Here is a 17,505-nt window from a genome sequence, read left to right on the forward strand (position 1 = left end):
ACGAGGCGTCAACGGCGCCGCGACCGCGACCGCCTCTCCTCGACGGGCGCGGTGACCGGGACGTCCGGGCTTGCGACCTCCGGCGTGATCCGCAGCCCCTCCACCACCCGCACGATGGTCCGCTCGACCTCGGCGCTGGCCTTGCGCGGGTCGGACGCGCCGGCGATCGTGCTCGCGCCCGCCGACAGCGCACCGAACAGCAGCCTGCTCATCGTCTCCACCGGCAGCTGCTCCAGCTCGCCGGAGTCGACCAGGACCTCGATGGTGGAGCGCAGCAGGCCGTAGCTGAAGTGCTCCTCGGCCTCGCGCCAGCGCTCCCAGCCCATCACCACCGGCGCCTCGTGGATCACGATCCGCTGGTAGGCGGGCTCCAGGCACACCCGCACGTACGCGCGCAGGCCCGCGATCGCGGTCTCCCACGGGTCGCCGGGCGCGCTGACGATCTCGCCGAGCTTCTCGATGAACTTGGTCTCCACCGAGTCGAAGGCGGCCTCGAACAACGCCTGCTTGCCGCTGAAGTGGTGGTAGAGCGCGCCCTTGGTGAGCCTGGCCCGCTTGACCACCTCGTCCAGCGACGTGCCCGCGTACCCCCGTTTGGTGAACAGCTCCACGGCACTGTCCACGAGGGCCTGCCTCGTCGACTCCGAGTAGTCCAACCGCCTCGACCGCACTGTCACCACGTTCACAACCGTACGACATACCGACGGTACGTACTCGTGGTATGTTCGTCCTATCGGCCATACCGACGGTATGCGAAAGACCTCAGGTATGACGCCGGTCACCACGAGAGGAGGGCGTGATCATGAGTTGGTCCGACTTCTACCGACGGCGCGACGCTCTGGACGCCGTGCTCCGCGCCGCGGCGGGGGATCCCGCGGCACCCCTCGCGTTCGACCGCGACCTGTTCGCCACCGAGGACGACCTGCTCCTGGCGTTGCACTACCGCTGGATGCAGCAGCTCACCGGCCGGCTGGGCACGGCGCTGGAGGACGGCGACGACGACCGCGTCGAGATCGTCGCGCGCACGTGGCGCGCACTGGCCGCCGAGCAGCCGGTGCTGCGCGCGGTGCTCGACGCGCACCTGACCTCGACCGAGGCGGTCGAGCGGGAGCAGCGCCTGCTGGCGCTCACCGCGGGCCTGGCCGAGCTGTCCGAGCCGGGCGCGGAGATCGCCCGCGTCGGCGCGGCGTTCGCGAACCTGATCCGCACGCGGCCGGGCGTCGTGGCGGGCGGGCACCGCAGGCTCGCCAAGAGCGCGTGACCGCCTGGTAGGTATTGACCCATGCCGAAGTGGATCGCCCGGAAGTGGGACACCGCCGACATCCCGGACCAGAGCGGGCGCACCGCGCTGGTCACCGGGGCCAACTCGGGCCTCGGTCTGCGCACCGCCGAGGTGCTGGCGGGCAAGGGCGCGCGCGTGCTGCTCGCCTGCCGGTCCGCCGAACGCGGGCAGCGCGCGCTGGAACGGGTGCTCGCCACCGGCGGCAAGGCCGAGCTGGTGACCCTGGACCTGGCCGACCTGTCCTCGGTCCGGTCGGCCGCCGCACTGGTGCGCGAGCTCACCGGTGACGCGCTGGACGTGCTGGTCAACAACGCGGGCGTGATGGCGGTGCCGCTGGGGCGCACCGCCGACGGCTTCGAGCGCCAGTTCGGCACCAATCACCTCGGCCACGCCGCGCTGACGTGGCTGCTCATGCCCGCGTTGCGCACCCGTCCGGGCGCGCGCGTGGTCACCGTGGCCAGCCTGGCCCACCAGCTGGGCCGGGTCGACCTGGCCGACCCGAACTACGAGGTGCGCCGGTACACGTCGTGGGGCGCCTACGGGCAGTCCAAGCTGGCGAACCTGCTGTTCACCCGTGAGCTGGACCGGCGGACCAGGGCCGCGGGCGTGGACGTGACGTCCGTCGCCGCGCACCCCGGCGTCACCGCCACGGAGCTGAGCGCGAACATGGCCCGCGCGCGGGGCAACCCGCTGCTCGGGTTCGGCACCCGGATCAGCGACTTCTTCTCGCAGTCCGTCGAGGTCGGTGCGTTGCCGCAGCTCTACGCGGCGACGGCGCCCGACGTCGAGCCGGGCGGCTACTACGGGCCCGACGGCTTCCGCGAGATGCGCGGCCACCCGGTGCCGGTCGGGTCGACGACGGCCGCCCGCGACGACCTCGCGGCAAGCCGTTTGTGGGACTTGACGGCCAAGCTCACGGGCGTAGCGCCCGACCCCGCGTGACGTAGGGTTGAACCCGTGACCGTCGTACCTGAAGGTCGGAAGCTGCTGCGGCTGGAAGTCCGCAACAGCCAAACGCCCATCGAGAAGAAGCCCTCGTGGATCAAGACCAAGGCGAAGATGGGCCCCGAGTACCGGGAGCTCAAGGGCCTCGTCAAACGCGAGGGCTTGCACACGGTGTGCGAAGAAGCCGGTTGTCCCAACATCTACGAGTGCTGGGAAGACCGGGAGGCCACCTTCCTGATCGGTGGCGAGCAGTGCACCCGTCGCTGCGACTTCTGCCAGATCGACACCGGCAAGCCCGCCGACCTCGACCGCGATGAACCGCGGCGGGTGGCGGAGTCGGTGCAGGCCATGGGTCTGCGCTACTCGACCGTGACCGGCGTGGCGCGTGACGACCTGGAGGACGGCGGCGCGTGGCTGTACGCCGAGACCGTCCGCCAGATCCACGCGATGAACCCGGGCACCGGCGTCGAGCTGCTGATCCCGGACTTCAACGCGGTGCCCGAGCAGCTGGCCGAGGTGTTCTCGTCGCGCCCGGAGGTCCTGGCGCACAACCTGGAGACCGTGCCGCGCATCTTCAAGCGCATCCGGCCGGCGTTCCGCTACGAGCGGTCGCTGGAGGTCATCACCGCGGCCCGCGAGGCCGGCCTGGTGACCAAGTCCAACCTGATCCTGGGCATGGGCGAGACGCCGGACGAGGTCACCGAGGCGCTCAACGACCTGTACGACGCGGGCTGCGAGATCATCACCATCACGCAGTACCTGCGGCCCTCGCCCCGGCACCACCCGGTGGAGCGGTGGGTGAAGCCGGAGGAGTTCGTGACGCACAAGGAGACCGCCGAGGGCATCGGGTTCTCCGGCGTCATGGCCGGTCCCCTGGTCCGCTCGTCCTACCGCGCCGGGCGGCTGTACGCGCAGGCCGTGCAGAAGCGCGGCGACGTGCTGCCGGAGAACCTGCGCCACCTGCTGGAGGCGGGCGGCGCGGCGCAGGAGATCACCTCACTGCTGTCGGCCCGCTGAGGGTTCGTCGAGCACCACGCCGTCCAGCGCTCGGACGTAGTCCGCTCCGAAGGCGCTGGACGGCGTGTGCGCGCCGGGGGTCGTGTCGGCCAGGCGTTGGATCGCCTTGATCACCGAGTCGGCGGTGAGGTCGTAGGCGTTCGGTCCGGTGAGCGCGGCCCGGACCCGGTTGCCGTCGTCGTCCCACGCCTCGCCGAACACCTCGCAGCGCGTCCTGGCCCTGGTGGTGCCGTTCGGACCGCCGATGCGCTTGGCCAGCGCCTTGCCGAGCCGTTGCGCCGGGCCCGTGCGCAGCAGCGGCCCGGTGAGCGGCTGGAGCTTGCCCAGCACGCCCGGGATCGTGGTGAACGTGGTGATGTTCGGGATGCCGGTGGACCGGTAGGCGGTGCTCACGTCACCCCACGGGATGGCGCCGACCTCGCGCGGCCGGTCGCGGAAGTGCGCCGTGCGTCGGCGGTGGCCCAGCCGCACGCCGCGGATCTCGCCGTCCACCCGTGCCCGTCCCCCGCCGCCCGAGCCCTCGACGGCGGTCAGCGCCGTGCCCGCGCTGGCGCCGCCCTGGACCAGGAACGCGAGGTCCAGGTGCGTGGCCGTGGGCAGGGCGGCGTGCAGCATGGCCGCGAGGCAGTCGGTGGGGACGACGTCGAAGCCGGCGCCGGGCAGCAGCACCACCCCGGCGCGCTTCGCCTCGTCGTCGCGCCGGCTCACGGCCTCGAAGACGTCGATCTCGCCGGTGATGTCCACGTAGTGCGTGCCGTTCTTGATGCACGCGTCCACCATCGGCCCGGAGGTCGACGAGAACGGCCCGGCGCAGTGGGCGACCGCGTCCACGTCCTCCAACGCCTCCGCCGCCCGGTCGAGCCCGAAGACCCGGTGCTCCAACCCCAGCCGTTCGGCGAGGGGACGCACCTTCGCCGCGTCACGCCCCGCCAACACCGGCCGCAACCCCCGCCGCACCGCCAGTTCCGCGACGAGCGTGCCCGTGAACCCGTATGCGCCGTAGACCATCCACCTCATGCGGTAGAAGCTACTAGCAGGTAGCTAACTCGACGACCGCCGCCGCACCACGATGCTGCCCGCCACCAACAACACACCCACCACGCACACCGGCGCGGCCCACGCCAACCGCTCCATGCGCAGCCGGCCGCAGATCTCGACGAACGCCGCGCCCTCGGCCTCGACCGCCAGGGCGTCGAACCCCATGGCCAGGCTGTTGCCGCAGGAAATCGGGACGCCCACCGGCGAGTCGGTGGACAGCGGCAGCAGCATGATCAGCAGGCCGGCCAGGAAGAACGCAACACCAACCACCGCGGTGACCGCCCTGGGCGACATGTGAGGAAGTTACGTCTTCGACACGCGCCGGGATAGGGGGATGTCACATAGGGGGATCCGGTTAGCAGCCCCTAATGGGCCATCCGGCCTACTAGGGGTAAGCGGACACCTTGGCGCGCCGAACGGTCCCGCGGCCCTTCAACCCGACCAGTCGAACCATTCACGGCGGTGCCGCGCGACCGATTCCGCCGGCCGCGATCACCCGGAAACCCGGTAACCACTCGATCGAGTGACTTGCTTTCCGCAGGCCCCACCCAATACGCGCAAGACCGCGCCGCAGCGTGCCCGAACCCACGTCTGCGCACCTCATCGGCCCGGGCCGGCGGTTCCCACCGCTGAGCTCAGACCATCCGCCGTTCAGCGACAGGCCGAGCCGTTCCACCCTTTCGTGGGCCATGGTCGAACTATTCGCCCATTCCGCCGCGCCCGCCGAGGGAGCTCAAGGCCGCCGTGAACACCATCGAAGACGACACCCTGCTGATCGCCCTGGAACGTCGACTCGCAGCCGCTCTGGGCGGCAGCACCCGATTCGGCAAGCTGGCGTTGCGCTGGCCCGCGGCCGCCGCGCAACGGGCCGCGGACACGGTCGCGTTCCGCACGAACGACGTCGGCGGCTACGGCCCACTCCCCCTCGACCGCACCCTGGACGTCACCACCATCACCGCCCGCTTCGCGCGAATACCCGAGTTCGCCCGGACCGACGAACTGAAGCAGTCCCGCTTGATCCCGTGCGCCGACCAGGAGCGCGAAGAACTGCTCACCGCACCCATTCCGATGGACCGCTGGATCGCGTTCGAGACCGAGATCGGCCGCCGCGTCTACCGCCTGCACGAGGGCCGTTGGCGCGAGTTGCGCGAAAGACGCGGCCACGCCGCCTGACCGCCGCGTGACGCTCGACCAATGGCGACCGGCCTGCCTCCGACCACGGCTAGTGTCGCCGACATGGCGACGATCTCCGCGCTGTACCACTACCCGGTGAAGGGCTGCGCCGGCATCCGCGTGCCGACCGGCGTCCTGGGCCGCGCGGGCCTCGCCCACGACCGCCGCTTCCTGGTCACCGACCTCGCCGGCACCTTCCGCTCCCAGCGCCGCGACCCCCTGCTCGCCACCATCCAGCCCACCGTCGACGACGAGCAACTCACCCTCTCCGCACCCACCGCGGGCACCGTCCACGTACCGATCGACACGACCGCGCCACGGCGGCCGATCACCCTGTTCGGCGTGCCCTACACCGGCATCGACCTGGGTGAGGACGTCGCAACCTGGCTGACCGCCGTGCTGGGCAAGCCGAGCAGGCTCGTGCTGGCACCACCCGAGCACCACCGCATCACCGACGGCCTCACCCCCGGCACGTCCGGCTACGCCGACAGCTGCCCGGTGCACCTGCTCTCCACGACCTCACTGCGTGACCTGAACGACCGCATCACCACCAACGGCGGCCATCCGGTCCCCATCAGCCGTTTCCGCCCGAACATCGTCGTCGACGGCTGGCAAGCCCACGAGGAGGACCACGCCCTCCACCTCACCACGGGCGCCGTGGACCTCGGCTACGCCAAACCCGCGACCCGCTGCGTCGTCACCACAGTCGACCAACCAACCGGCACCCGCGCCGGCCCCGAACCACTGCGCACCCTCGCCACTTACCGCCGCACCCCGGACGGCATCGCATTCGGCGCGAAATACGCCGTCCTCCAGCCTGGCCGAATCGCGGTCGGCGACGTCCTCACCACCGTCGAACGTTCCGAAACCGACCTGTCGGGAGTGGCCCGGGCCCCCGTCAGCCACTAGCCGTACGCCCGAGCACGCATGGGTTGCGCGCAATCACGCGGCTCGCGTCCGCGTTACGCCACTCGCCGACCTTCGTGTCGACAGCAGAAGACCTCACGATGATCGTGAAGCTGTGCTCTTGCGTGATGGGCTGCGGGTAAGGACTCGCGGTCCGGATCGAGACACCGATGGGCTGGCCGGCCGGTCAAGCTCCGAGAGCTGACGGTCGTGCGGTGTGGCCGACAGGCGCCCTGGAGGGCTTGCACCACTGCGTGCGCGGAAAACCCCCAACCGATCGTCCAAAGTGGCGGCAGACGAGGCTTCAGAGGGCGAAGCGAAGGCGCGAAGCGCTGAAGCGGCGCCCACCAACGGGGGGTCAGGGGCGACAGCCCCGGCGGGGGTCCGGGGGCGGAGCCCGCCGGGCGGGGCGCGGGGGTTGCACCCCCGCACCAGCACAGTGGGCGCGGCAGGGTTCGAACCTGCGACCGCTCGGGTGTAAGCCGAGTGCTCTTCCGCTGAGCTACGCGCCCCCGAAGCGCCGGCGGTCGGTTGGCCGGCGCCAGAAGGTATCAGGCCAGGGCGGCGACGGCCTTCTTCCAGGCTTCCTGGTCGCGGGGCTCGCCGGGGGCGTTGACCTCGGCGTAGCGGACGATGCCTGCGGTGTCGACGAGGAACGTGCCGCGGTTGGCCAGGCCCGCCTTCTCGTTGAACACGCCGTAGGCCTGCGCGACCTGTCCGTGCGGCCAGAAGTCCGACAGCAGCGGGAACTGGTAGGCCTCTTGGGCGGCCCACGCCTTCAAGCTGAACGGTGTGTCCACGGACACACCGATGACCTGCACGTTCTCGTCCTCGTACGCGGCCAGTTCGTCGCGCACCTGGCACAGCTCGCCGGTGCAGATGCCGCTGAACGCGAACGGGTAGAACACCAGCAGCACGTTGCGCTCCCCGCGGAACGAGGAGAGCGTCACGGGCTGCTTGTTGTAGTCGTTGAGCGTGAAGTCCGGGGCCAGAGCGCCAACCTCGACCAATGCAAACCCCTCCACCAAGACGAACCGACCCGAACCGAACCCGAAGCCGGGCAACCCGAAGAACGGGCTCCACCCGATCGGGGAGCCCGCCGTCGAGCCTAGGGCATGGGCGGTCGGCGACTCGTCGTGGCTAGCGCTTCGTCTTGGCCGACTTCGGGGAGACGAGCCTGGTCGCGGACCAGTCACCGCTCACCGTGATGTTGGAGGTCTGGGCGAGCCCCGCGGTGGACACGGCCTCGGCGATGTCGCTCGGCTCGACGTGACCGGCCCGCCCCGTCTTGGGCGTCAGCACCCAGATCACGCCGTCGTCCGCCAACGACGTGGTGGCGTTGATCAAGGCGTCGGCCAGGTCGCCGTCCTCCTCGCGCCACCACAGCAGGACCACGTCCATGACCTCGTCGGAGTCCTCATCGAGCAGATCACCGCCCACCCGCTCCTCGATCGCGGCGCGGAGGTCGTCGTCGACGTCCTCGTCCCAGCCGATCTCCTGGACCACGCTGCCCGGTTCGATCCCGAGCCTGTCGGCGACACCGATCTTGCCGGCGTCTTCCGCGGCGACCACGGCTTCCACTCCTCCAAGTACACAAGAGCGGCAGCCGGGGTACGACTGCCGCGCGATGTCACTACCAGTCGCGGCTAGCGAACACTGTCTGCCCCGCCACGCGCAACCGTAACGGCCAAGACACGCCGCATCGGGTACCCCCGAGTGCGGTACTCCGACCGGATGAGGCACGCTCTACACACCTCCTATTCGCGCGCGCGAGGGAAACGATCCAGAGTTACTCACCGGTAGAGGTGACGGGACCGTGACCAGCAGGCGACGATGGAGACAGAAGACACCGGAACGAGGAGATCCCTTGGCCCCGCAGAACCCCCCCGAGCGGGTACGCGTCATCCGTGACGGTCTGGCCGCCCACCTCCCCGACATCGACCCGGAGGAGACCGCGGAGTGGCTGGAGTCGTTCGACGCCGCGCTCAAGGGCGGCGGGCAGCAGCGCGCCCGCTACCTGATGCTGCGGCTGCTCGAGCGGGCCAGGGAGAGCCACGTCGGCGTCCCGTCGCTGACCAGCACGGATTACGTGAACACCATCCCCACCGAGCGCGAGCCGTGGTTCCCCGGCGACGAGGAGGTGGAGCGCCGCTACCGGGCCTGGGTCCGGTGGAACGCGGCGATGACCGTGCACCGCGCGCAGCGGCCCGGCGTCGGCGTCGGCGGTCACATCTCGACCTACGCGTCGTCCGCGAGCCTCTACGAGGTCGGCTTCAACCACTTCTTCCGGGGCAAGGACCACCCCGGTGGCGGTGACCACGTGTTCATCCAGGGCCACGCTTCGCCCGGCGTGTACGCTCGCGCGTTCCTCGAAGGCCGGTTGAGCGCCGAGCAGCTCGACGGCTTCCGCCAGGAGTTCTCGCACGCCGGACCGGGTGGCGGCCTGCCGTCGTACCCGCACCCGCGGCTGATGCCGGACTTCTGGGAGTTCCCGACCGTCTCCATGGGCCTGGGCCCGATGAACGCGATCTACCAGGCGCGGTTCAACCGCTACCTGCGCGACCGCGGCATCAAGGACACCTCCGACCAGCACGTCTGGGCGTTCCTCGGCGACGGCGAGATGGACGAGCCGGAGTCGCGCGGCCTGCTCCAGGTCGCGGCCAACGAGCAGCTGGACAACCTGACCTTCGTGGTGAACTGCAACCTGCAGCGCCTCGACGGCCCGGTGCGCGGCAACGGCAAGATCATCCAGGAGCTGGAGGCGTTCTTCCGCGGCGCGGGCTGGAACGTCATCAAGGTCATCTGGGGCCGTGAGTGGGACTCCCTGCTGCACGCCGACCGCGACGGCGCGCTGGTCAACCTGATGAACACCACGCCGGACGGCGACTACCAGACCTACAAGGCCAACGACGGCGCGTACGTCAAGGAGCACTTCTTCGGGCGCGACCCGCGCACCAAGGAGCTGGTCTCGCCGATGTCCGACGACGAGGTGTGGAACCTCAAGCGCGGCGGCCACGACTACCGCAAGGTCTACGCGGCGTACAAGGCGGCGGTGGAGCACCACGGCCAGCCGACGGTCATCCTCGCCAAGACCATCAAGGGCTACGGCCTGGGCCCGCACTTCGCGGCGCGCAACGCCACGCACCAGATGAAGAAGATGACCCACGAGGACCTGAAGCTCTTCCGGGACAGCCTGCGCATCCCGATCGAGGACAAGGACCTGGACCCGTACCTGCCGCCGTACTACCACCCCGGCAAGGACTCCCCGGAGATCCAGTACCTGCTGGAGCGGCGCAAGCAGCTCGGCGGGTTCGTGCCGGAGCGGCGGACGAAGTCCAAGGCGCTGGTGCTGCCCGGTGACAAGGTCTACGACGTGATCAAGCGGGGCTCGGGCAAGCAGGAGGTCGCCACCACGATGGCGTTCGTCCGGCTGGTCCGCGACCTGGCCAAGGACCCGGAGATCGGCGGCCGCATCGTGCCGATCATCCCGGACGAGGCGCGCACGTTCGGCATGGACTCGATGTTCCCGGCGCAGAAGATCTACAACCCGAACGGGCAGATGTACACCTCCGTGGACGCCCAGCTGATGCTGGCGTACAAGGAGAGCGAGCAGGGCCAGATCCTGCACGAGGGCATCAACGAGGCCGGGTCGACGGCGTCGTTCACCGCGGCGGGCACGTCGTACGCCACGCACGGCGAGCCGATGATCCCGATCTACATCTTCTACTCGATGTTCGGGTTCCAGCGCACCGGTGACGGCCTGTGGGCGGCGGCGGACCAGATGGCGCGCGGTTTCGTGCTGGGCGCCACGGCCGGCCGCACCACGTTGACCGGTGAGGGCCTCCAGCACGCGGACGGGCACTCGCTGCTGCTGGCGCACACCAACCCCGCCGTGGTGGCGTACGACCCGGCGTGGTCGTTCGAGGTGGCGCACATCGTCAAGGACGGCCTGCGGCGGATGTACGGCGAGAACGCCGAGAACGTCTTCTACTACATGACCGTCTACAACGAGCCGTACCAGCAGCCGGCCGAGCCGGCGGACCTGGACGTCGAGGGCCTGCTCAAGGGCCTGTACCGGTACCGGGTGGCGTCGGTGCAGAGCGGTCCGCGGGCGCAGCTGATGGCGTCGGGCGTGGCGATGCCGTGGGCGATCAAGGCGCAGCAGATGCTGGCCGAGGAGTGGGGCGTGCAGGCCGACGTGTGGTCCGCGACGTCGTACTCGGAGCTGCGGCGCGAGGCGGTCGAGGTCGACCGGCACAACCTGCAGCACCCCGACCAGGAGCCGCGCGTGCCCTACGTCACGCAGGTGCTGGCCGACGCGGCGGGTCCCGTGGTGGCGGTGTCGGACTGGATGAGCGCGGTGCCGGACCTGATCCGGCCGTACGTGCCGACGGACATGACCACGCTGGGCACCGACGGGTTCGGGTTCTCCGACACCCGGCCGGCGGCGCGGCGGCACTTCCTGGTCGACGCCGAGTCGGTCGTGGTCGCCACGCTGGCGGCGCTGGCCAGGCGCGGCGAGATCCAGCAGTCGCTGGTCGTGCAGGCGGCCCGCAAGTACAAGATCGACGACGTGAGCGCGGCGGGCCCGTCCACCTCGGACGCCGGCCTGGCCTGATCGTCGGCTGGTTCGAAGGGCGGTCCGCGGTGGCGGGCCGCCCTTCGGCTTTCCGCAGAAATGCGGCCGACCAGCGGAAATATCCCCGTTGCCGCTGCGGGTTGTGATCCGCCCCATAGACTTGCCCCACAATTCGGCGTTCCAACGAGGGGTCGCAGTGGGGACGCAGCCACAACACGCGTTGCACCGCACGGTGGTGGTCGTGGACGTGTCCGGGTTCGGGCAGCGGCTGCGCCGTCCCCAGGAGGAGATCCGGCGCGGGCTGTACGCGGCGCTGGAGGCCGCGTTCGAGGACAGCGGGCTGAACTGGTCGGCGACCCACCACGAGGACCGCGGCGACGGCGTGTTCGTGCTCGTGCCCGCCGACGTGCCGAAGAGCCGGGTGGTCGGCGGCCTGCCGCACGCCCTGCTGGGCGAGTTGCGCCGCTACAACGCCACCCGCAACGAGGAGGCCCGGATCCGGCTGCGGATCGCGATCACGGCGGGCGAGGTGCAGCACGACGAGCACGGCGTGGTCGGCGACGAGGTGACGCTGGCGTTCCGGCTGCTCGACGCCAAGCCGCTGCGCGCCGCGCTGGACCGCTCGACCGCGTTGTTCGCGCTGATCGTCTCCGACCGGTTCTACGACGACGTGGTGCGGCCCGACCCGGCGCTGGACCCGGAGTCGTTCCGCCGGGTCCACGTCGACGTCAAGGAGGTCCGCGGGCGCGCCTGGCTGTACGTGCCCAACGGCGTGCCGGTCGAGGTGCACGAAGACGACCCGATCGTGGAGGAGCCCCGGCCGCCGGGCCGAAAACCCCGGTGGGAGCGTGTCCTGCTGGTGGTGCCGCTGCTGGTCGTCGGCCTGACGAACGCCGCCGACGCCACGCCGCCCGTGGTACCGCCCTGCCCGTCCCCGGTCCAGCTCAACGTGCTGACGTCGCGCGAGTCGGAGGCGGTGATCCGCTCGATCGCGCTGGAGTTCGAGAAGGACTCGCGGCGGCACAACGCCCTGGAGTGCAAGGAGCTCGACGCGCTCGTGTTCAGCGGCCCCGTGGACGACGAGAAGGCCGCCGCCGCGCTGGGCCGGGGCTGGTCGGCGAGCGACCTCACCGGCGTCGGCCCCGAGCCGCACGTCTGGTTGCCGGACAGCACCGCGGAGGTCCGGTCCGTCGAGACGGCGCTGCGCACGCGCACCGACACGGTGCTGCGCCCGCGAGGGAGCGTGGCGCTGTCGCCGGTGGTGCTCGGCGCGTCGGAGGAGCTGGCCGCCCGGATCGCGACGCCGGACGGCGAGTTCGACTGGGGGTACGCGGGGCGGCCGGCCGCCGTGGACGTGTCGTCGGGCGTCGGTGTGGTCGCCGCCGCCGCGCTGGCGCACCACGAGTTGGGCGGGCTGTTCCTGAAGACGTCGGAGGCGGCCCGCAGGCTCCACGAGGCCACCCGGGGCACGACGGCCGAGCAGCCCTGCGCCGGTGACGTGGTGCTGGTCGGCTCGGAGAAGGCCGTGACCGGGACGAAGGGGTGCCGGGTGCTCTACCCGAAGGACGGCGCGCTGGTGCTGGACCACCCGTTCGTGGAGGTCGAGCGGCCGACCCGGCCGGCGAACGAGCGGCGGCGGGGAATCGTGGACCGGTTCCGGGAGTACCTGCTGTCGGCCGGTGCCCAGGACCAGTTCCGGCGGTCGGGGTTCCGGGACGTGAACTGGGACGTCGGCTCGGACGCGGGACCGGGCGTGCGACCCGGCCAGCCGCGGACGCTGCCGGTCGAGCTGGACGCGCGGACGATGCGCGACGCGTGGACCGCCGCGAGCCGGGGACGGGTGATCGCCGTGGCCGGTGACGGCTCCCCCGACGCGAACCTGGTCCTCCAGCAGGTGCGGCTGCTGGCCGGCCCGCACGACGAGGTGATCACCCTGCCGCTGTCCGAGCGCGTGGTCGAGGAAGGCGTCCAACGGCGAGCGGCCGTCGTCGTGCTGGCGTCGCGGGCCCCGGCCCCGGCGGTGAGGACCGTCGGCGGCCCGGTCGAGGTGGTGGCCATCGGATTCACGGACGGGTCGTGCGGGCCCTCAACGGCCCTCTACGCCGCCGCGAACGACCACGGCGGGCGTTGCCACGAGATCGTCGACAAGAACGGCTCCGGCCCGACTGAGCGCCAGGAAGACGCCTTGGACGAGATAGCGCACGGCGCTTGGGGGATGTGACATGATCCGCGTTCTCGTGCCGCTGGTGGTGCTCCTGGCGGCCTGCACGACCCCGATCGAGGACAACGCGAAGGACGGCACCGGGCCGATCACCTTCGTGGACGGCCGCGACACCACCGCGGGCCGACAGGTGCGTGAGCTGGTCAAGCGCTGGAACGAGCGCGCGGACCGGCGCGAGCGCGCGGTGTTCGTGGAGATGCCGACCACCACGGACGGCCACCGCGCCCAGTTGACCGCCCGAGCCCAGGACCTGGCGGACGCGCGCGGCGGTCCGGACTGCTACGACGTGATGGCCGTGGACATGGTGTGGACGGCCCCGTTCGCCGCGGCGGGGCACCTGGTGCCGCTGGACCCCGCCGATTTCGAGGTGGACCGGATGCTGCCGGAGGCGGTGCGGGCGGCGACGTCGGCCGACGGCCGGAAGCTGTGGGCCGTCCCGTGGCGCAGCGACGCCGGGTTGCTGTACTACCGCAAGGACCTGCTGGCCGAAGCGGGATTGGACCCGCCGACCACGTGGGCCGAGCTGAGGTGGCAGGCGAGCACCATCGGGCGGCGCCACGGCCTGAAGGGTTACGTGGCCCAGCTCGGCCGCTACGAGGGCCTGACCGTGAACGCCGCCGAGGCGATCTGGGCGCACCAAGGCGATCTGGAACACCCGAACTCGCCGCAGGCGAAGGCCGGCGTGCGGGCGTTGGCCGACGGCGTCGCACAGGGCTGGATCCCGCCCGAGGCCCTTGAGTACAACGAGATCACCTCCCTCGACGAGTTCGAGGCCGGCCGGGCGTTGTTCATGCGCAACTGGCCGTTCGCGGGCCCCCGGCTCGACGGCGACGCGTCGCGGGTCAAGGAGAAGTGGGCCACGACCAAGCTGCCGGGCCCGAGCGCGCTGGGCGGTTGGAACCTGGCCGTGTCGCGGTGCTCGGCCAACCAGCAGACCGCCCGCAAGTTCATCGCGTTCGTCACCGGGGTGGAGAACCAGCGGCTGATGGCCGAACGCGCCGGGTTCGCCCCCACCCTCGAATCCCTGTACGAGGAGCCGGGACTGGTGGCACCCGTGCTGCGGGACAGCCTGCTGACGGCCAGGGCCCGGCGCCCGTCCGCGCACTACGACACGCTGACCAGCGTGATGCAGGAGAGCCTGCACCACGTGCTGCGGAACCCGGACTCGGTCAACGAGTCGCTGGACCGGCTCGCCGAGAACATGGCCGAGGCCGAGCAGGGACGGCGTTAGGTCGTGGCGGTCTCGACCCGGGCGGTGGTGCGCTTGGCGGCGCGGTTCCAGTCGATCCAGCCGCGGATCACCAGGACGGCGAAGATCGTGTAGACCAGGGCGCTGAACCACAGCCCCGACTGGATCTGCAACGGCACGCCGATCGCGTCCACCACCAGCCACACCAGCCAGAACTCGACCAGGCCGAACCCCTGGAGGGTGAACGCCAGGATCGTGCCGACGAAGATCGCGGCGTCCGGCCACGGCGCCCACGAGGCGTCCAGCGCGTCCAGCAGCAGCGCGAACCCGATCGTGCCCAGGACGAACGCGACCACCACGGCGAGGCGCTCCTTCGGGGTGCCCTTGCGCACGACCACGCCGAACACCGGGTCACGCCGGCGCGTCCACGCCCACCAGCCGTAGAGCGTGATCAGCGCGATCACCACCTGGCGCGCGGCCGTGCCGCCGAGCTGCGCGGACATGTACACCACGAACAGCAGCGAGACCGAGGCCAGCTGCACGGGCCACGTCCACAACGAGCGCTTCTGCGCCAGGTACACCACCACCAGCGCGAAGACCTGGCCGATGAACTCCGCCCAGGAGACCTTCTGCCCGAACACCGTGAAGCCCTGCTCCATCAAGACGTGCACCACGTACTCCATCCCGGACAAGCCGTTCCGGGGCATGGCAAGCCAGGCGGCATGCGCGCCTCCCATCCGGACTTTCACCGTCGGCCCCGGAATCCCACCGGGTCAACCGCCCTGGTGGGCGGGTCGCGGGCTGTCACCGCCGGTTCGGATTTCCACCGAGCCCCGGAGCGCATGTCTCTCATCGCGTCCGAACATCATGGCGCGTCGGGCTGTTCCCGAGGTGATCGAAGGCACACCTGGGCAATAACCGAGAACCCGGGCCCGAGTGGTCACCTCGACTTCAGGCCCGGTACACCGGCGGTCGGTAGCTTCCGCCGAATGCGAATCCTGCTCATGGCCGCGGTGGTGCCGCTGCTCATCGCCTCCTCACCCGGGCCCGACGTGGTCGTGCCGGTCACCCAGACCCGCGCGTTCGTCGACGACGCCTCCGGGCGGCCGGCCAACGCCGACGCCGACGACCCGGCGATCTGGGTGCACCCGCGCTCGGCCCGGCAGAGCGTCGTGCTCGGCACCCTGAAGGAGGGCGGGCTGGCCGCGTTCGACCTGGCCGGTCGGACGCTGGGCACCTACCCCGCGCCGCCGACGCCGGACGCGAAGCCTGGGCGGTTCAACAACGTCGACGTGATCAGCCGCGTGCCGGTCGCCGGTCGGGCCCGTGACCTGGCTTTCGTCAGCGACCGCGGCCGGGACCGGATCCGGGTCTACGAGATCGACCGACGTGGTGCGGCGGCCGGCGCCGCGGTGGTGCGGGACGTGACGGACCCGGGCGCGCGGCCGGTGTTCTCCTCGTCCGAGGAGCAGGTGGACGACCAGCGCACCGCCTACGGGCTGGCGGCCGGGTTCGTCGGCCGCACGCCGGTGGTCGTGACCAACCGGCGCAGCGAGACCAGGCTGGCGCTGCTGCGCGTGACGGCCGGTCCGTCCGGTTCGGTCGGCACGTCGGTCGTGTCCACGCTGGACCTGCCCGCGTCGTTCCGGCTGCCCGACGGCACCACCTGGACGCCGTGCGGCGAGCCGGGCGAGCGGCCGCAACTGGAGGGCATGGTGGTCGACTCCGAGCACGGCGTGCTGTACGCGGCGCAGGAGGACGTCGGCATCTGGCGCGTGCCGCTGCGGGCGACCGGGTTCGGCCGGCCCGTGCTGATCGACGAGGTTCGCTCGTTCGGGGTGCCGCAGACCTACGACCCGGAGACCGAGGAGTGCTCGGTGTCGGGCGCCGACCCAGGCTTCGGCGGCGAGCACCTGACGGCCGACGCCGAGGGGCTGACCGTCGGCGACGGGTACCTGATCGCGTCCAGCCAGGGAGACTCGCGGTTCGTGGCCTACGAGCGGACCGGCCGCAACTCCTACGTCGGCGAGTTCGTGGTGGGTAGCGGCCGGGGCAACGACGCGGTCGAGCACTCCGACGGCGCGCACCTGGTGACCGCCGACCTCGGCCCGGACTACCGGCAGGGCCTGCTGGTCGTGCACGACGGCGAGCGCACCCCGGCCGCGGGCGACCTGCCGACCACCGGCTTCGCGTACGTGAGCTGGGCTGACGTGCTGGACGAGCTGGACTGACCCGCACCACGCGACAGGCCCCCGCCGGTGCCGGACGGGGGCCTGTCGCGTGCGGAAGCGTCGCCGGGAGGTCAGCGGCCGTCGGCGGGCGGCATCGGCATGCCCGCGGGCGGGGTCGGCGGGTCCACCTGGGTGGACTGCCGGGCCGAGCGGGCCGCCGCCGTCACCGGTTCCTGCGAACGGCCCGTCACGGGGTCCTGGGACCGGCGCGGCGCCGGCGCGATGTTCGCCGACTCCTGCTGGATGCGGTTGAGCCAGCCCTCCCAGCGCTGCTGCATCGGGCGGACCAGGCCGCCGCCGACGCCGACCACGATCACGCCCGCGACCGTGGCCAGCACCGTGATCAGGACCGGCATGGTCACCGCGACGGCGATGCCGAGCTGGTTGAGCGCGGCGATCACGCCCAGCGCGACGATGAAGCCGTACGTGATGCCGCCCAGCACCTTGGTGTACGGGCGGTCGCCCAGCGCGCCGGTGACCAGGCCGCGCAGCGCCTTGCCGATCGCGGCGGCGACGAGCACCAGGATGATCGCCACCACGATCCGCGGCAGGTACGCGATGACGTCGTTGAGCAGGGCGCTCACCGCGTTGCCGGTGCCGAACACGCCGAACGCGAGCTGCAACGCGATCAGCAGCACGAAGTAGTAGACGAGCTTGACGATCAGGTTGGAGGCGTCGATCGGGGACTTCGACATCGCGCCGCCCAGGCCGGAGCGCTCGACGAGGCGGTCGAACCCGACCCGCTTGAGCAGGAACCCGACGGCCTTGGCGAGGGCCTTGGCGATCAGCCACCCGATCAGGAGAACCAGCAGGAAGCCGAGGAGTTTCGGCACGAACGTGGCCACCATCGTCCACGCCTGTCCGAGTCCATCGGTGATCTGGGAGCCCACGACGCCCTCCTTCGCTTTTCGCTTGTGGTCGGGA

General features: G+C 71.2%; 16 protein-coding genes, 1 tRNA gene and 1 riboswitch. Of the genes, 9 read left to right on the forward strand and 8 right to left on the reverse strand.

Annotated elements, in window-relative coordinates; all coding sequences use genetic code 11:
• Positions 1–8: 8 nt before the first annotated feature.
• The gene (locus tag ACYVLT_RS09915) at positions 9–671 is read right to left on the reverse strand and encodes a TetR/AcrR family transcriptional regulator (protein WP_461120157.1); all 663 of its coding nucleotides are present in this window, start codon (positions 669–671) and stop codon (positions 9–11) included.
• A 131-nt stretch (positions 672–802) separates the two neighbouring features.
• Here ACYVLT_RS09915 and ACYVLT_RS09920 point away from each other — a divergent pair, with 131 nt between their 5' ends.
• The 3 genes from ACYVLT_RS09920 to lipA are packed head-to-tail and all read left to right on the forward strand — an operon-like array spanning position 803 to position 3,244.
• Positions 803–1,261: a hypothetical protein gene (locus ACYVLT_RS09920; RefSeq protein WP_461119835.1), complete on the forward strand. Its 459-nt coding sequence runs from the start codon at positions 803–805 to the stop codon at positions 1,259–1,261.
• 21 nt (positions 1,262–1,282) lie between these two features.
• Positions 1,283–2,224, forward strand: a complete 942-nt coding sequence (locus ACYVLT_RS09925; RefSeq protein WP_461119836.1) for an oxidoreductase — start codon at positions 1,283–1,285, stop codon at positions 2,222–2,224.
• A 15-nt stretch (positions 2,225–2,239) separates the two neighbouring features.
• A complete protein-coding gene (lipA, locus tag ACYVLT_RS09930) occupies positions 2,240–3,244 on the forward strand; it encodes a lipoyl synthase (RefSeq protein WP_461119837.1) in 1,005 nt (334 codons plus the stop codon).
• Here lipA and ACYVLT_RS09935 read toward each other — a convergent pair.
• Both ACYVLT_RS09935 and ACYVLT_RS09940 read right to left on the reverse strand, forming a co-directional pair.
• Complete coding sequence (locus ACYVLT_RS09935) at positions 3,224–4,261, reverse strand: saccharopine dehydrogenase family protein (protein ID WP_461119838.1); 1,038 nt, start codon at positions 4,259–4,261, stop codon at positions 3,224–3,226. The genes lipA and ACYVLT_RS09935 overlap by 21 nt on opposite strands.
• A 24-nt stretch (positions 4,262–4,285) precedes the next feature.
• Positions 4,286–4,576, reverse strand: coding sequence for a hypothetical protein (locus ACYVLT_RS09940; protein WP_461119839.1), 291 nt, complete (start codon positions 4,574–4,576; stop codon positions 4,286–4,288).
• 450 nt (positions 4,577–5,026) lie between these two features.
• Between ACYVLT_RS09940 and ACYVLT_RS09945 the strand changes: the two genes are divergently transcribed.
• Positions 5,027–5,455: a DUF6119 family protein gene (locus ACYVLT_RS09945; protein ID WP_461119840.1), complete on the forward strand. Its 429-nt coding sequence runs from the start codon at positions 5,027–5,029 to the stop codon at positions 5,453–5,455.
• Positions 5,456–5,476: 21 nt separating this feature from the next.
• Positions 5,477–6,364, forward strand: a complete 888-nt coding sequence (locus tag ACYVLT_RS09950) for an MOSC domain-containing protein (RefSeq protein ID WP_461119841.1) — start codon at positions 5,477–5,479, stop codon at positions 6,362–6,364.
• 437 nt (positions 6,365–6,801) lie between these two features.
• On the opposite strand, the gene ACYVLT_RS09955 is transcribed toward ACYVLT_RS09950, so the two are convergent.
• From ACYVLT_RS09955 to ACYVLT_RS09965, 3 genes are all read right to left on the reverse strand, one after another.
• Positions 6,802–6,873, reverse strand: a tRNA-Val gene (locus ACYVLT_RS09955).
• 39 nt (positions 6,874–6,912) lie between these two features.
• Entirely contained in the window at positions 6,913–7,371 is a 459-nt protein-coding gene (locus tag ACYVLT_RS09960) for a peroxiredoxin (protein ID WP_461119842.1), read from the reverse strand.
• A 130-nt stretch (positions 7,372–7,501) separates the two neighbouring features.
• Positions 7,502–7,933, reverse strand: a complete 432-nt coding sequence (locus tag ACYVLT_RS09965; protein WP_461119843.1) for a DUF3052 domain-containing protein — start codon at positions 7,931–7,933, stop codon at positions 7,502–7,504.
• Positions 7,934–8,228: 295 nt separating this feature from the next.
• Between ACYVLT_RS09965 and aceE the strand changes: the two genes are divergently transcribed.
• From aceE to ACYVLT_RS09980, 3 genes are all read left to right on the forward strand, one after another.
• Positions 8,229–10,979 (forward strand): pyruvate dehydrogenase (acetyl-transferring), homodimeric type, encoded by a 2,751-nt coding sequence (gene aceE, locus ACYVLT_RS09970; RefSeq protein WP_461119844.1) that lies wholly within the window; start codon positions 8,229–8,231, stop codon positions 10,977–10,979.
• A 157-nt stretch (positions 10,980–11,136) separates the two neighbouring features.
• Complete coding sequence (locus tag ACYVLT_RS09975) at positions 11,137–13,161, forward strand: nucleotidyl cyclase domain-containing protein (protein WP_461119845.1); 2,025 nt, start codon at positions 11,137–11,139, stop codon at positions 13,159–13,161.
• Between the two features lies 1 nt (position 13,162).
• Positions 13,163–14,392, forward strand: coding sequence for an extracellular solute-binding protein (locus ACYVLT_RS09980; RefSeq protein ID WP_461119846.1), 1,230 nt, complete (start codon positions 13,163–13,165; stop codon positions 14,390–14,392).
• Here ACYVLT_RS09980 and pnuC read toward each other — a convergent pair.
• Positions 14,389–15,021: a nicotinamide riboside transporter PnuC gene (pnuC, locus tag ACYVLT_RS09985; protein WP_461119847.1), complete on the reverse strand. Its 633-nt coding sequence runs from the start codon at positions 15,019–15,021 to the stop codon at positions 14,389–14,391. The two genes, ACYVLT_RS09980 and pnuC, sit on opposite strands and share 4 nt — an antisense overlap.
• Positions 15,022–15,071: 50 nt before the next feature.
• Positions 15,072–15,195, reverse strand: a riboswitch (FMN riboswitch).
• Positions 15,196–15,339: 144 nt separating this feature from the next.
• Here pnuC and ACYVLT_RS09990 point away from each other — a divergent pair.
• Positions 15,340–16,581: a phytase gene (locus ACYVLT_RS09990; protein ID WP_461119848.1), complete on the forward strand. Its 1,242-nt coding sequence runs from the start codon at positions 15,340–15,342 to the stop codon at positions 16,579–16,581.
• A gap of 71 nt (positions 16,582–16,652) precedes the next feature.
• On the opposite strand, the gene ACYVLT_RS09995 is transcribed toward ACYVLT_RS09990, so the two are convergent.
• Positions 16,653–17,471: a mechanosensitive ion channel family protein gene (locus ACYVLT_RS09995; RefSeq protein ID WP_461119849.1), complete on the reverse strand. Its 819-nt coding sequence runs from the start codon at positions 17,469–17,471 to the stop codon at positions 16,653–16,655.
• Positions 17,472–17,505 lie beyond the last annotated feature (34 nt).

The sequence above is a fragment of the Saccharothrix stipae genome (assembly GCF_054781895.1).

Excerpts from the sequence above, each read along its gene's own strand:
- ACYVLT_RS09980 (WP_461119846.1), top strand. The coding sequence starts at position 13,163 with ATGATCCGCGTTCTCGTGCCGCTGGTGGTGCTCCTGGCGGCCTGCACG.
- ACYVLT_RS09950 (WP_461119841.1), top strand. The coding sequence starts at position 5,477 with ATGGCGACCGGCCTGCCTCCGACCACGGCTAGTGTCGCCGACATGGCG.
- ACYVLT_RS09920 (WP_461119835.1), top strand. The coding sequence starts at position 803 with ATGAGTTGGTCCGACTTCTACCGACGGCGCGACGCTCTGGACGCCGTG.
- ACYVLT_RS09935 (WP_461119838.1), bottom strand. The coding sequence starts at position 4,261 with ATGAGGTGGATGGTCTACGGCGCATACGGGTTCACGGGCACGCTCGTC.
- ACYVLT_RS09990 (WP_461119848.1), top strand. The coding sequence starts at position 15,340 with ATGCGAATCCTGCTCATGGCCGCGGTGGTGCCGCTGCTCATCGCCTCC.
- ACYVLT_RS09940 (WP_461119839.1), bottom strand. The coding sequence starts at position 4,576 with ATGTCGCCCAGGGCGGTCACCGCGGTGGTTGGTGTTGCGTTCTTCCTG.
- ACYVLT_RS09925 (WP_461119836.1), top strand. The coding sequence starts at position 1,283 with ATGCCGAAGTGGATCGCCCGGAAGTGGGACACCGCCGACATCCCGGAC.